General features: G+C 36.8%; 12 protein-coding genes. 4 read left to right on the top strand and 8 right to left on the bottom strand.

Annotated elements, in window-relative coordinates; genetic code table 11:
* Position 1 precedes the first annotated feature (1 nt).
* On the bottom strand, positions 2–415 hold the full coding sequence (ruvX, locus tag KO02_RS01800; RefSeq protein WP_038701983.1) for a Holliday junction resolvase RuvX: 414 nt from the start codon (positions 413–415) through the stop codon (positions 2–4).
* 109 nt (positions 416–524) lie between these two features.
* Between ruvX and def the strand changes: the two genes are divergently transcribed.
* Complete coding sequence (gene def / locus KO02_RS23150; RefSeq protein ID WP_081918284.1) at positions 525–1,751, top strand: peptide deformylase; 1,227 nt, start codon at positions 525–527, stop codon at positions 1,749–1,751.
* Between the two features lie 429 nt (positions 1,752–2,180).
* On the opposite strand, the gene KO02_RS01785 is transcribed toward def, so the two are convergent.
* Genes KO02_RS01785 through dnaG form a run of 3 tightly spaced genes read right to left on the bottom strand, consistent with a single transcriptional unit; the run spans position 2,181 to position 5,591 of the window.
* The gene (locus tag KO02_RS01785) at positions 2,181–3,218 is read right to left on the bottom strand and encodes a glutaminyl-peptide cyclotransferase (protein ID WP_038695322.1); all 1,038 of its coding nucleotides are present in this window, start codon (positions 3,216–3,218) and stop codon (positions 2,181–2,183) included.
* Between the two features lie 12 nt (positions 3,219–3,230).
* A complete protein-coding gene (locus tag KO02_RS01780; protein ID WP_038695320.1) occupies positions 3,231–3,593 on the bottom strand; it encodes a YraN family protein in 363 nt (120 codons plus the stop codon).
* 3 nt (positions 3,594–3,596) lie between these two features.
* Complete coding sequence (dnaG, locus tag KO02_RS01775) at positions 3,597–5,591, bottom strand: DNA primase (protein ID WP_038695318.1); 1,995 nt, start codon at positions 5,589–5,591, stop codon at positions 3,597–3,599.
* A gap of 136 nt (positions 5,592–5,727) precedes the next feature.
* Here dnaG and KO02_RS01770 point away from each other — a divergent pair, with 136 nt between their 5' ends.
* On the top strand, positions 5,728–7,113 hold the full coding sequence (locus tag KO02_RS01770) for a nucleotide sugar dehydrogenase (RefSeq protein ID WP_038695316.1): 1,386 nt from the start codon (positions 5,728–5,730) through the stop codon (positions 7,111–7,113).
* Positions 7,114–7,310: 197 nt separating this feature from the next.
* Here the strand turns inward: KO02_RS01770 and KO02_RS01765 are convergent, their stop codons facing one another.
* Together KO02_RS01765 and KO02_RS01760 are read right to left on the bottom strand one after the other, a co-directional pair.
* Positions 7,311–7,526, bottom strand: coding sequence for a hypothetical protein (locus KO02_RS01765; RefSeq protein WP_235212324.1), 216 nt, complete (start codon positions 7,524–7,526; stop codon positions 7,311–7,313).
* A 260-nt stretch (positions 7,527–7,786) separates the two neighbouring features.
* Entirely contained in the window at positions 7,787–9,898 is a 2,112-nt protein-coding gene (locus tag KO02_RS01760; protein WP_038695312.1) for a M3 family metallopeptidase, read from the bottom strand.
* 174 nt (positions 9,899–10,072) lie between these two features.
* Between KO02_RS01760 and KO02_RS01755 the strand changes: the two genes are divergently transcribed.
* Positions 10,073–11,170, top strand: a complete 1,098-nt coding sequence (locus tag KO02_RS01755) for a DUF4407 domain-containing protein (protein ID WP_038695310.1) — start codon at positions 10,073–10,075, stop codon at positions 11,168–11,170.
* On the opposite strand, the gene rmuC is transcribed toward KO02_RS01755, so the two are convergent.
* Positions 11,167–12,498 (bottom strand): DNA recombination protein RmuC, encoded by a 1,332-nt coding sequence (gene rmuC / locus KO02_RS01750; RefSeq protein WP_038695308.1) that lies wholly within the window; start codon positions 12,496–12,498, stop codon positions 11,167–11,169. The two genes, KO02_RS01755 and rmuC, sit on opposite strands and share 4 nt — an antisense overlap.
* Positions 12,499–12,544: 46 nt before the next feature.
* Positions 12,545–13,729 carry a formimidoylglutamase gene (locus KO02_RS01745; RefSeq protein ID WP_038695306.1) on the bottom strand — a complete coding sequence of 395 codons (1,185 nt, stop codon included), beginning with the start codon at positions 13,727–13,729 and terminating at the stop codon, positions 12,545–12,547.
* 108 nt (positions 13,730–13,837) lie between these two features.
* On the opposite strand from KO02_RS01745, the gene KO02_RS01740 reads away from it, so the two are divergent.
* The gene (locus KO02_RS01740) at positions 13,838–14,815 is read left to right on the top strand and encodes an NAD-dependent epimerase/dehydratase family protein (RefSeq protein WP_038695304.1); all 978 of its coding nucleotides are present in this window, start codon (positions 13,838–13,840) and stop codon (positions 14,813–14,815) included.
* The last annotated feature ends 4 nt before the right edge of the window (positions 14,816–14,819 follow it).

Genomic DNA, 14,819 nt, shown 5'->3' with positions numbered 1-14,819 from the left:
ATTAATATGCTTTTGTTTCCATATATGTCTGCAAAATAAGGGCTGCTGAAATTGTATCAACAATACCTTTTTCTTGCCTTTTATTTTTTTTCTTACCACTCTGAGCAATTACAGCAGAGGCCATTTTAGAAGTAAACCGCTCATCCACTTCTACCACGGTGATGGTAGGATATGTTTTCTTTAACCTGCGGACAAAGCCTAGCACATGTATGGCAGATTCCGAATCTGTTCCATCCATTTGCAATGGTTTCCCCACAACAAAAGTCTCCACTTGCTCATTATTAAAATAATCTTCTAAAAATTTCCAAACTTCGTCTGGATGCACCGTTGTCAATGCTGTTGCAATTATTTGCATGGGATCAGTCACCGCTATACCGATACGTTTGGTCCCATAATCAAAAGCCATTACTCTCATACTGATGCTTATCTTGAATATTTTGACAAAAATACAAATCTGTTTCTGTAAATAGATGCCCAATTGATTAAAATAATCTATAAATTTGCTAGACTTTAAATCAAAAGGAATGAAATACACCATACTAATTGGCCTTTTCTTGGCTGCTTCAAGTATAAAAGCAAATGCGCAAGATTACCAAGAGCTTGTTCTAAAGGATAGGCAAGAAAAAGCTTTGAGCTTATCTAAGTCCAAATTTGGACCCTTACCCGCAGATCAAGTACAGTTTTTAGATTACTTCCCAGTCGATCAAGATTACCGGGTTACAGCAGATGTAACTTTGTTATTGGGTGAGGAAACCTTCAAAATGCCCACCTACGATGGCACAAGCAACCCCTATAAACGTTACGCTATATTGAATTTCACCTTGAACAATAAACCTTATCAATTGACAGTTTATCAAAGTGCAGCACTATTTCAAAATCCACAGTACAAGAATCACTTATTTTTACCCTTTTTAGATTTAACAAATGGTGAAGAGAGTTATAGTGGTGGACGTTACATTGATTTATCAACTGAAGATATCATAAGCGGTAAGGCAACCATCGATTTCAATACCGCATACAATCCTTATTGTGCGTACAGTAATGGCTATCGCTGCCCTGTACCACCCCAAGAAAACATTTTAGAAACCAAGATTATGGCAGGAGAAAAAGCATTCCATAAAGAAAAAAACGAAAGACCTATTGATATCCAATCGGGAATGAACTTTAATCAGGAAGACTTACAGATTATTACTAGTGGACCAGCAACAGAAAAGCTACGCATACTGCAAATAACTGATAAAAAAGACCTTGCTATACTGACAACTCCATCAGTTGACCTTAAATATAATGATTCCTCAATTTCTGCATTAGAAAAGAGAATGTTAAGCACGGTTCAACATCCCGAGCATGCTGGCGTTGGTATCGCGGCACCACAGGTAGGAATCAATAAAAATTTAATCGTAGTTCAAAGATTTGATAAAGAACATGAACCATTTGAAAGCTATATCAACCCTAAGATTATTTGGAGATCAAAATTGACGCGAAAAGGAGTAGAAGGATGTTTATCCATACCCGACCGTAGGGAAGATGTATTACGAAGCTATACAATTCGACTGCAACACATCAGTAAAGAAGGAAAGATAATGGAAGAAAATATTGAAGGATTTACGGCAGTCATCTTCCAACACGAAGTTGACCACTTATATGGCATCCTTTATCCCGATCGTGTAGAACAAGCGCAAAAAGAAGAGTTTGAACCTTTAAGTGAAAAAATGGAATTTTTCATAAAACCACATGCTTTGCGTCCTTAAGAACACCCCGAGAACTAGAACTACCTCTATTATTTTTTAATGATTTAATACCGGTTTATAATTCGATTGAGATTCACACAACTTAACACCTGCTTTGTATCAGCTCGGTATTTTTTAGAGTTATACTAGAGGTATTATACAGGGTTTATAGAGGGTTCGTAGAGGTAAAGCTCTATAAACCCTCTATAAATTCTATCTAATAACAGTTTTAATATCGAAGTAGGTATTACTTTGATACTAAGTTGATATGAATGCGCTTTCAACAAAACACCGCCCTTACTTAAGAGCATTTCTTAAATTATTAATCGCATTTAAATTTCAAGACAAAAAAAGAGCATAAAACTATATTTTATGCTCTTTTTTGAATTTATAATGCTTGTCAATACTTGACCGCATAAGACTTCTTCATTTTTTCTCAGAAGGTCGTACTTACCGCGCGATCATTTTAATTTCAAACAAAGTATTCCAAAGTTTACCGGTCACAAATAGACGATCGCCCGCCTGATCATATGCAATACCATTCAACTCATTATCATATTGTGCATGCTGGTAGATTCCTACCAAATTTATTCTACTCTCTACCACTCCTGTTTGCGGATTGATAATAACAATAATATCTTGTTCATATACATTGGCATATACCTTTCCATTGATATACTCCAATTCATTTAATGCAGCAACCTTTCCATTATTGTCATATACCTCAATGAAATCTATTTCTTCCTGCGTATTTGGATCTAAGAAATATAATTTATGTGATCCGTCAGACTTAATCAAACGTTTACCATCAAATGTTAGCCCCCACCCCTCTTTGCTATTATGATAAGGAAATGTTCTCTCCAATTCAAAACTTGATTTATTTAGAACGAAGCCTTCCATATTTCTCCATGTTAACATCACGATTTTATCCCCAACAATGGTCATGCCTTCGCCGAAATATTTTTCTGAGTCAAAATCTTTTCGCTGCAATACCTTCCCTGATTTTAAATCGACACGTCGCAATGAGGTAAGTGTACCATTTCCGCTACCAGTAGACTCGTATAGAAATCCATTTTCGTATTGCAGTCCTTGTGTAAATGCTGTTGTATCATGAGGGAACTTATTAACAACCTCAAAACCATACTCCTTAGGTGCAGGAGGTACCACACTAATATATTCACTCGCACTGTCTACTTTAGCTCCCTGATATAACTTCGCCGAAATATTGCGAGCACCTAGCGCTAAGTTTTTGCTATCGACTTGAAGTGCTGTTGTATCTTGCTTTTGTCCAACCACCTGATTATCGATATAATACACCACAGAGTCCAAATCTGATGAGGAAAATTTCAATTGCAACTGAATGGGCTCTCCTTGCTCTATGGATTGACTCGTGTCAGGTTTCGCAAACTCAAGCTTACTCGATTTCTTAGTTTTACAGGCTCCAAGCCCAAATATTAATCCTAAAAAGACATACGTTGTTTTTTTCATATAAAATATACTTTATTCATTCCAGAACGCATCTTTGATATGTTCTATTTGTATGGTTTCTTTATCCGCGATAACGATGGATACGATATCAAAACGGATCTCTCCTTGTACCTTATATTTTTTTAAATAATAATCCGCTGCCCTTGTCAATTTTCTCTTTTTTTTCCAATCGACAAATTCAAATGGCTCACCGTAATCAATTTGACGTCGTGTCTTCACTTCAACAAACACCAAAATATCAATATCTTTGACAATCAAATCTACTTCTAAATTCTTACACCGCCAATTTCTTAACAAAATTTCACAGCCTAAATCCTGCAGAAATTTCTCAGCATATGATTCGCCTAATTTTCCAAATTCAAGATGTTTGGCCATACTTTATTTGACTACGGTATTTCCGAGCAATCCTCCCAACATCTTCTCTGCGTCTTTAAGCTTTTGATATTTAAAAATTAATACCTCTACATTTACGTCGTCTTTCTCACTTTTTAATTCTTCCCTAATCTTATCCATCTCACGTGTTATCTTCCGCTTCTTAATTCGGTAAATTGCCGTAACAACAAGTGCTTTTAGGTGTTCGTATTCTTGGGTGACATAAATTTTGCGTTTATCATCGTTCCAATTTTCACTCAAATTGTATTTTGATGCCACGCAATTAATCGCAAGCTCAGCAACAGTATCATCTGGATTTGAATAAAACTGTTTTGCTTCGGGGATTTCATATTTTTCAGCTGCTTCTCGGTAAACTTTTAAAATATAAGCCGCAGCCTTATCCTCAAAATTAACGTCCTCAATATTACTAAGTAATACGCCTGCTACAGGAATATCTCCATCACCTTCCCAGGTCGCTAAATAATCTCCATAATTAATCAGGATACGTATTATCTCACGTTCTTGTAGAATTTCTGGTGTAATTTGTTGCGTCGGTGTTTCACCTACAAGTGCTGCTGCCCCACCTCTTTCTTCATCTGTCATGAAGAAATCTGCAGGCGGACCGTCCATTGGCGGTACACCTGAACCTATAGCAGGTGTGCTCTTCTTGCTAAAATCCTTATCTGCTCTTTTAGCTTTTGAAATTCGTATTTTATTAAGTTCAGAAAGTAAGATTCGCTCTTCAATATCCAATAAATTGCTACACTCTCGAATAAATACGGATACTTTAATTTCATCAGGTATCAGTGCAATACTTTCAACTACATCACGAATAACTTCTGCTCGTTTGATTGGGTCATTATTCGTGTCACGAAGTAGGATCCTTGTTTTATAAAAAATAAAATCTTGTTGATTTTCCTTGATGTAAGCTTTAAATGCCGAAGATCCAAATTTCTTCACATAAGAGTCTGGGTCATTCCCATCAGGGAATAGCAAAATCTTAACGTTCAAACCTTCTTCAAGCAACATATCTGTTCCACGAAGGGACGCTTTTATTCCTGCTTCGTCTCCATCATAAAGTATCGTGACATTTTTAGTAAAACGTGCTATCAACCGAATCTGAGCGGTAGTCAATGATGTTCCTGAGGAAGACACCACATTTTCAACCCCTGCCTGATGCGTGGATATAACATCTGCATAACCTTCGACCAAATAGCAATTATCATCATCCATGATTGCTTTTTTGGCGAAATTAAGCCCATAAAGCACATCTGACTTATGATAGATATCACTCTCCGGCGAATTTACATATTTGGGAACTTTCTTATCAGTCTTTAAAGTTCGGCCTCCAAAACCGATAACTCTTCCTGTAAGATTATGAATTGGGAACATGACACGTCCACGGAATCGATCGTACAGGCTCTTATCATCCCGCTCGATGGCGAGACCAATTTCTTTGAGATAGTCCGGATGAAAACCAGCCTTTACGGCAGCATCAACAAAAGCGGTCCAATTATCGGGAGAATAGCCGAGTTCAAATTTCTTAATGATGTCTTCACGGTATCCGCGTTCTTTAAAGTAATGCAATCCAATAACCTGTCCCAACTCTGTGGTCCACATCTGCTCTTTAAAAAATTTACTTGCCCAACCGCTGAGTACATATAAGCTTTCTCGCTTATCTTGCGCCGCTAATTGCGCAGGCGATCGTTCTACTTCTTCGACCTCGATGCTATATTTATTGGCAAGATATCGGATGCCTTCTGGATAGGAAAATTTCTCCAACTCCATCACAAACTTCAACGAGTCTCCTCCTACACCACAACCAAAGCACTTATAGATACCTTTTGAGACAGAAACGTGGAAAGAGGGCGTTTTCTCATGATGAAAAGGACAATTCCCAATAAGCGATGTCCCTCTCTTTTTCAAGTCTACAAATTCCCCTACAACCTCCTCAATGCGAGCTGCATCCAACACTTTATCTATTATCTCTTGCTTGATCAATTTCGTATCCCTTTATGTTCAGTAAAATTAATAATTATATAAGCAATTACAACATCAAATTGATCTACATTCCTGCTACCCAAGCTAAATATTTTGTTATTTTTGTATTACTATAAAAATGCTTGAATAGAAAGCTATGTCATTTAATATCAAAAAAATCTGTTGTATTGGTGCTGGATATGTCGGAGGACCTACAATGTCTGTGGTTGCCCAACAATGTCCTAACATCCAAATCACTATTGTAGATGTCAATGAAGACCGTATTGCGGCCTGGAACGATGAAAATCTAGACAACCTACCCATTTACGAACCCGGATTGGCAGAAATTGTTGCTGAAGCGAGAGGTCGCAATTTATTTTTCTCTACAGAAGTTGAGAAAGCCATCGATGAGGCAGATATGATCTTTATTTCGGTCAATACCCCAACGAAAAACTATGGGAAAGGAAAAGGTATGGCCGCTGATCTCAAATACATTGAACTATGTGCAAGACAAATTGCTGCTGTTGCTAAAACAGATAAAATAGTGGTGGAAAAATCCACCCTACCTGTTCGTACCGCTGCCGCATTAAAAAGTATTCTAGACCATACCGGTAATGGTGTCAATTTTCATATCCTGTCAAATCCAGAATTCTTAGCTGAAGGCACGGCTATTCAAGATTTATTAGCTCCTGATCGTGTACTAATTGGGGGAGAAAATCAGGAGGCTATTGATACACTTGTAAGTATATACCAAAACTGGGTCCCTAATGATAAAATATTGACTACAAATCTGTGGTCATCAGAATTATCTAAATTAACGGCAAATGCTTTTTTAGCACAACGTGTATCTTCTATCAACTCCATTTCAGAACTTTGTGAAAAAACAGGAGCGAATGTCGACGAAGTAGCAAAAGCAATTGGCATGGACACCCGTATTGGTGCAAAATTTTTAAAAGCATCAGTTGGTTTTGGAGGTTCTTGTTTTCAGAAAGACATTTTAAACCTTGTTTACATTGCCAGAAGCTATGGGCTAAATGAAGTTGCAGATTATTGGGACCAAGTGATTATCATGAATGATCATCAAAAACATCGATTTGCAGATCATATTATTCAAACCTTATATAATACTGTTTCTGGAAAGAAAATCACGTTTTTAGGATGGGCTTTCAAAAAAGACACGAACGATACTAGAGAATCTGCAGCCATATACGTTGCTGATTATTTATTAAATGAACAAGCGGAAATCACGATTTATGACCCAAAAGTATCTGCTGAACGTATATATGCTGACCTTGATTATTTGAATACGAGAAGCCCTGAAGAAAATAGAGCACTTGTAAAGGTCGTAAATGACCCTATGCAAGCTTGCGAAGATGCACATGCTATTGCAGTGTTGACAGAATGGGATGAATTTAAAGATTACGACTGGTCTATAATCAAAAAACAGATGAAAAGACCATCTTTTATTTTCGATGGCAGAAAATTGTTAAATAAATCGCATTTAGAAAATTTAGGTTTTAATTATTATGCCATTGGGAAATAACTCTTGGCATCATAAAAAAAGGGTTGTTCGCGAACAACCCTTTTTTATTACACCCTACCTCTAACATAGCGTGAGGTCATCTGAAAGACAGCGTTATACATTTAGAGTATAACATCAATCAGATTTATTAGTGCCTGTAATACCTTTTAAAAGAATAGAAGAAGAAAATTGAAAAGGCTTACAGGACTTTTTATCTGCTAAGAAATCATCTGATATATTTCGCTCATATAGCTTGATTCCGAAAGTGCATCTGAAAAATCATTCCATTCATCTTCGTTGAATACAAAGACAATCTCTGGACAAGGAGTATCAATCAACACCCTCATTTCTCCATCAGGAAAGCTAAAATAATTACTTTTGATATTACTCTGCATAGTCGCTGCAACAAATGCCTCAAACTTTAGATATCCCAAACTTAGGAGATAAGAATCCTGCCAAATATAAAATGTTTTACATTTGATGCAATAACTAATATGGGATTTACCTTTATGACTGAGAACAACTGACTGACACATATAATTCGCTTATATTAAAACATGAATACCACTATTATTATTTAGACTAATTATAAACAATAACCAAATGTAAAAATTATTTTTGTGTCTAACGAATAAAAACAAAAAAAGGAGCAAAATATTTTGCTCCTTTTTTTGTTTTTATTTTGGTCGACTAATTAATTCAACCCTCTTTTTATTAGCAAGTATTTTGGATCTGGATCAACACCTCTAAATGCTTTATACATTTCTGCTGGATCTCCAGTTCCACCTTTTTCTAAGATGTTACGACGGAATGAATCTGCCGTAGTTTGATCATACAATGATTTCTCCTTGAAAGCTGCGAAAGCGTCTGAATCTAATACCTCAGACCAGATATAGGCATAATATCCCGCAGAATATCCCCCTTCAAAAATATGTCTGAAATAAGTGCTTCTATAACGTGGGATAATGGCATCGATTAAACCCATTTTCTTCAAAGATTCTTTTTCAAATGCATTGATATCTCCTTTTATTGGAGCTGTAGCAGCGTGATAGTTCATATCAAGTAAAGATGCTGCTAAGTATTCCACTGTTGCAAAACCCTGATCAAAGGTTCCTGCTTTTTCCATTTTAGCTATTAAAGAATCTGGAATCGCCTCTTTTGTTTTATAATGTTTAGCGTACTCTTTCAATACTGATGCATCAGCCGCCCAATTTTCCATAATTTGAGATGGTAATTCTACAAAATCTCTGGAAACCGAGGTCCCTGCTAAACTTCTATATTTTACATTGGATAATAAGCCATGTAAAGCATGACCAAATTCATGGAACAAAGTACTTGCTTCATCAAAAGTTAATAACGCAGGTTGATCGCCAACAGGTTTTGTGAAGTTACAAACGATGGAGATTACAGGAGCATTGCGTTTTCCTTCTTTTTTACTTTGACTACGATAAGAAGTCATCCATGCACCACCGCTTTTCGATGCACGAGGAAAGAAATCGGCATATAATAATCCCAAATGCGAACCATCTTTGTCCTTAACCTCGTAAACCTCTACATCTTTATGGTAAACAGGGACATTATTTAACGCAACGAAAGTTAAACCATATAGTTTATGAGCAACTGCAAATGCACCTTCTCTTACAGTAGGTAAGCTGAAATAAGGTTTAATCTCATCCTCATTTAATGCAAATCTATTTTTGCGAATGATCTCTGTATAATATCTCCAATCATAAGGGGCCACCTCAAAATCGCCACCCTGTGCTTTGATTTCTTTATTGATATCTGCAGCCTCACCTTTTGCTTTACTTAGCGCTGGAGTCCACAGTTTATTAAGCAATTCGTATACGTTGGTTGGATTCTTAGCCATTGATTCTTCCAAGACGTATGCAGCATAAGAATTATAACCCAATAATTTTGCTTTTTCTAAACGTAGATTAGCAATCTTTCTTAAGACTTCCTTATTATCATGCGCATTATCATTATTTCCGCGCATTTGATAAGCTTCCCAAATCTGCTTTCTTAAATCTCTGTTCTGAGCATATTGCAAGAATGGCATAACAGAAGGATTTTGTAAAGTAAACAACCACTTGCCTTCTTTTCCTTTCGCTATTGCATCTTCAGCAGCAGCAGATTTTAATGATTCTGGCAAACCTTCTAATTGGCTAGCACTATCAACAACCATTTCAAACGCATTGGTCTCTGCTAATACATTTTGACCAAACTCTACGGTTAAACCTGCTAATTCAGAATTGATTTTCTTTAACTTCGTTTTGTCCGCATCATTTAAATTAGCGCCTGAACGAACAAAATTCTTATAGGTATTTTCCAACAGTTTAATATCTTCAGCATCTAAACCTAATGATGCCTTCTTATCCCAAACCGTTTTAATGCGAGCGAATAGTTTACTATTCATCGATATATCATCGTAATGGCCTGTTAATACAGGTGCCAATTCCTTATCTAAAGCACTGATACTATCGTTTGTATTCGCTTTACTTAAATTGCCAAATACACGCGATACATTACTCAATAAACTTCCTGCATTTTCAATCGCTAAAATTGTATTTTTAAAAGACGGTTCTTCTGTATTATTTACAATCGAATCAATTTCTAAATTATGAACTTTAATGGCCTCCTCGTAAGCAGGTTTAAAATGTTCATCCTTAATTTTATCAAATGGAGGAACATTAAAAGGGGTATCATAAGCTAATAATAGCGGATTATCAGTCATTTGTTTTTTTTCTTCACAACCAACAAAGGCAGTTGCCACAATCAAAAAAAATGGCAAAAGTCGTTTTTTCTTCATTATATAATTTTTTTTTCTCGCAATAATTTGGGCAAAGTTACAAATATTTGGTCAAGTAATCCTTTTTACAAAGATCAAAATAAGTAACTATATTTATCACAATAATGTAATAACCAGAAAAGTAATGAAACAATTTTTTATTTTTATTGTCTCTTTACCAATAAATTCGAATAAATGAATAGTATCAACCATTTTTTTCTGTATTGCGCTGGCATACATGAAGAAACCCTGCGTAAATATCCTCAAGAACATAATAAATATGTCGCCATAGGAGCAACGATTTTTTTCACAGGATTATTTGCCAGTCTTTCTGGCGGTTATGCTATGTATTTTGTATTTAGTGGAACTTATTTGGATTGGCTCTTAGCAATTGTATTCGGCCTAATATGGGGGTTGATGATTTTTAATATGGACCGATATATTGTCCTAAGCATCAACAAATCAAAGACAGGGTCGTTCCAATTTCTACAAGCCTTACCTCGTATCTTATTGGCCATACTAATTGGAGTAGTCATTTCTAGGCCTTTGGAACTTAAAATATTTGACAAGGAAATTAGGGAAAATCTTAAAACAACTTACATTGCCAACGAGCGTGCAAAAATTGATAGTTTAAATATCATTTTCAATAAAAAGTATGCATTCGAGCTTAATCAGCTTAAGGGCTTGATAGCAGAGCGAGATTCCCTAGATGCTAACATCAAAACAGACCGCCAAAAGCTGAACTATGAAATTTTCGGAAATAAAACAACTGAAACCTCAGGTGTGATAGGCTACGGACCTTATGCAAAGCGAAAAGAGCTCGAATTGGAAAAATCTACGGTATACCTGGATACATTACGAAGTAAAGTTATGGCCCAGGAAAACAATATTCGTGATAAACAGCGCGTGGAAGGTATTTTAAATCAAAAAGGACTCTCAAATGCTAGTTTGGATAGTGCTGTTAATTTAGCAGGATTTGCAGACCGAAACTCAGCATTGGGTAATCTTAAAATAAAAGCGAACGGCAAAGTGGATCAAGCAACAGAAAATGCGGTTACTTTCATAGGCCTGCTCTTTGTTTTTTTAGAATGCTTACCCGTATTTGTGAAGTTGCTTTCCGGTAGAGATGCTTATGACCGACAGATTCGCAATCAGAAGACAATCGATGAATATGAGTCTGACGTATATACAACGACCGAAATGGCGGCTATTGATCATTTAAAGGATGCTTCAGTAGATATTAGCATAAACAAAAGACTTAAAAAAATGAATGCAGAAATAGAAGAAGTTTAATCTTCTTCTACCTCTTCATCTAAATATTTTGAATCGATTTGTTTATTAGCCTTTGCGCCCAATTTTTTCAGATTCTCTACTCTTCTAATGACATTTCCTGGTCCAAAAGACAGCTTTTTGGAAGCATCTTCATGACTTTTCAAAGCCTTGTGCAACTGCGCTTGTACTTGGTCCATATCGGTTAAGAAACCATAAAATTTATCGTATAAGGCCCCGGCTTCTTTTGCAATTTCAATGACATTACGCGTTTGGCGCTCTTGCTTCCAAATGCTAGCAATCGTACGCAGGGTAGCCAATAAAGTCGAAGGACTTACAATAACAACTTTTCTGTCCCAAGCATCGCTGAAAAGATCGGGTTTTTCTGAAACAGACATACTCAAAGCCGATTCTATTGGCATAAAAAGTAATACGAAGTCTGGTGACTCTATACCATATAACTCATGGTAATTTTTTGCAGATAAATCTTTAACGTGATTTTCAACAGATAAAATATGTTGCCTCGCAAAAGTTGCTCGTTCTATATCGTCTTCTGCATTTACCCAACGTTCATACGCGACTAATGAGACTTTCGAATCTACAATCAGATGTTTATTTTCAGGTAAATCAATGATCGCATCTGGTTGCATACGTCTGCCTTCCATATCCAACAAAGATGCCTGCAATCTAAATTCACGGTCTTTCTCCAAACCCGAGCGTTCCAAAACCCGCTCTAGGATTACCTCTCCCCAATTCCCTTGTTTCTTTGCATCACCTTTAAGGGCTCGAGTCAAATTTGTTGCCTCGTCTTTGATTCGTAAACTTTGTTCCATCAATTGCTGTACGACACCTTTTAAAGAATTACGCTCAGCAGCTTCTTGCGAATATGTTTTATCAACTTTTTCTTCAAAAAGTTTGATTTTTTCTTTCAAAGGGTCTAAGATAAGTCCAATAGATTTCGAGTTAGTTTCGGTAAAGCGAAGCGTTTTTTCTTCTAAAATCTTATTTGCGATGACTTGAAACTCAGCATTAAACTGACTTTTAATCGCTGCGATTTCAACTTTCTGTTCTTGAAATTTATCTTGTTGCGCTTCATAAAAAGAACGTGTACTTTCCAAAGAACGCTCTACGATCAATACATGTTCCCGTTCTTTCTCTAATTCGTCACGTAACATTGCTCTTTCTTGCAATAAACTCTGTTCGCGTTGTTGTACTTTAGCCAATTCAATAGACATCAGCTCCTTCTCACGACGCCATTGGCTATCATCCTGAATTGGATCTTTCTTCTTCAATGAAATCACGATAAGAACGACCAATAAAATAATAACGATAATAATATACATTGTTTCCATAAACTCTTTTTAAGAAATAAAAAATGGTCTTGTCAGACCATTCAGATTATTGTAATTTTTGATGGGTACGCCACCATAAATCGGGCATTTCACCCGTTACTGCCAACTGATAATCTTCATATCGACATGGAACTAAGTGATAACGTTCGTTTACAGATCGTGACCCAAAATAGGGAACTTGCATCCACCAGCGATCCGATTTCTTACTTTTAACAAATACCAACTCATGATCCTCGTTTTCCAAGGTGGTCCGGTAGATGATATAGGAAGACTTAGGCAACAAGGGAGTATCTTGTTTTCGGTTATAAAACCCATCGATAAAACACCAGATCATTTGCGAAACCAACATCGCTGTCTGTTGCATAGGATCGTAGTCAGGATTAAACTCATAAAAACCAATAGACGAACATTTGTCTGACATTCCGGCATAGCGTGCAATCTGACAAGCCTCATCACCATATAATCCATTTGGCATAGCATTGGCATTGCCAGATGCGTCTGATGAACGAATGGCTCCGATATCAAAACTGACCATGTCTGCTGCTCGCACTAAAGGCTCAGACTGATCCATACGACCAGCAATAGCGCCAACACGAGTTGCATTAAAGAATAACTTATCGTACATACTCAAAGATTCCTTGCTGACTAAATAGGTCTGATAGGCGATATTATTCAAATTGAATAAATAATCTGGCTCATGTAAAATAATGTGATTCAAATACGACCTAGAATCCAATGCTACCTGCTCACTGCTTTCTTGGTTTAGATCAAATCTAGCATCTATAACCGCTAATTCGACCTTTTGTCCCATACTCTGATAGCCCAAATATTGTGCATAAGTCAAATCATGACCACCACCTATAATAATAGGAATGATTTCCTCAGCAATTAACTCCTCTACAATAGCTTTTAATGCAGCATAAGTATCCTTCAACGTAGCTCCAGCTTTGACATTCCCTAAATCTACTGCATTGATTGCATAATCTCCCTGATAGAGCTTATATAAATGTTTACGAATGGCATCTGGAGATTTTGCACAGCCTTGGTTATTCACCGCTGCTCGATCTTCCTCTACCCCGATTATTGCCAATTGAGGCTTATCGTCCTTATCCCAACTTGGGAACTGATTGTCATAAATACGAAGAACATTCCCAAACTGCGAGCGTAAAAACCCTTCATCGGGGAGGAGCTCTTTGGCAACAATTGGGCTAAAAAAAACGGATAATGACATATGATAAATTTGTATTGGTGATAATCAAAAATGAAAACCTTGTCTTAGACAAATATCCATTTATTAACTTACTTTTGAAAACATTATTTTTAACGTTATCTTTAACATGTGATATTAATAACAGGAGGAACCGGATTCTTAGGCGCTACATTGATCAAACAGATGATCGATTTGGGCATTGATGTAATAGCAATAAAACGCTCCAGCTCAATCATTCCACAACAGCTATTATCTTCGTCTTTAATCCAATGGGTGAATGCCGATATTTGTAACTATTTTGAATTGGCAGAGATTTTTTGCAATATTACAGAGGTATACCATTGTGCTGCTGTCGTATCTTACCAAAAGCAAGACGCTGCAAACATGATAAATGTAAATAGGGATGGTACTTCGCATATTGTCAATCTATGCTTAGAGCATAACGCTAGGCTCGTCCACGTGAGCTCCGTTGCTGCTTTAGGGTCGAGCAAAAACCAAACACCAGTTAGCGAGAAAGATTATTGGGAATATGAACCGACCTTATCAAACTATGCCATTTCTAAGTATGAAAGTGAGATGGTGGTATGGAGAGGAATTGCTGAAGGCTTAGATGCAGTTATTGTCAATCCTTCAGTTATCATTGGCGCATCATCTGGTAGTAAAGGGTCGGGTGCAATATTTTCACTCATCAACAAAGGTCTAAAATATTATCCCACAGGGACCGTTGGTGTAGTTGATGTTGAAGATGTCGCCAACATCATGCGTTACTTAATGGCTACAAAATCAATCTCTGGCGAACGGTTCATCATCAATAATGTCAACCTTAGTAATAAAGAATTGCTCGAAAAGGCTAGTGCAGTAATGGGCAAAGCAGCTCCTAAAATAGCCGTATCTCCAACACTATTACATATCGCTGCAACTTTAGCTACTTGGGTAGCAGCTATCAAGAACGAAAAGTCGACACTGACCAAGGATAGTGCTAGGGCTTCTAGTGAAAAACTCGCCTACTCAGCTGCCAAATTACAGCAAGTTTTGCCCTTTAAATATAAATCTTTAGACCTAACATTAAAAGAAATCGCTCAACAGTATAGTCAATCAACAATCTAACTCC

The sequence above is a fragment of the Sphingobacterium sp. ML3W genome, from assembly GCF_000747525.1.
Lineage (GTDB): Bacteria > Bacteroidota > Bacteroidia > Sphingobacteriales > Sphingobacteriaceae > Sphingobacterium.
This window is presented reverse-complemented; position numbering and strand designations above follow the sequence as displayed.

What these genes read in the sequence shown, in the direction of transcription:
- ruvX (WP_038701983.1), bottom strand. Translation starts at nt 415, where the DNA reads ATGAGAGTAATGGCTTTTGATTATGGGACCAAACGTATCGGTATAGCG.
- KO02_RS01780 (WP_038695320.1), bottom strand. Translation starts at nt 3,593, where the DNA reads ATGGCCAAACATCTTGAATTTGGAAAATTAGGCGAATCATATGCTGAG.
- rmuC (WP_038695308.1), bottom strand. Translation starts at nt 12,498, where the DNA reads ATGGAAACAATGTATATTATTATCGTTATTATTTTATTGGTCGTTCTT.
- KO02_RS01785 (WP_038695322.1), bottom strand. Translation starts at nt 3,218, where the DNA reads ATGAAAAAAACAACGTATGTCTTTTTAGGATTAATATTTGGGCTTGGA.
- KO02_RS01755 (WP_038695310.1), top strand. Translation starts at nt 10,073, where the DNA reads ATGAATAGTATCAACCATTTTTTTCTGTATTGCGCTGGCATACATGAA.
- KO02_RS01760 (WP_038695312.1), bottom strand. Translation starts at nt 9,898, where the DNA reads ATGAAGAAAAAACGACTTTTGCCATTTTTTTTGATTGTGGCAACTGCC.
- KO02_RS01745 (WP_038695306.1), bottom strand. Translation starts at nt 13,729, where the DNA reads ATGTCATTATCCGTTTTTTTTAGCCCAATTGTTGCCAAAGAGCTCCTC.
- def (WP_081918284.1), top strand. Translation starts at nt 525, where the DNA reads ATGAAATACACCATACTAATTGGCCTTTTCTTGGCTGCTTCAAGTATA.
- KO02_RS01770 (WP_038695316.1), top strand. Translation starts at nt 5,728, where the DNA reads ATGTCATTTAATATCAAAAAAATCTGTTGTATTGGTGCTGGATATGTC.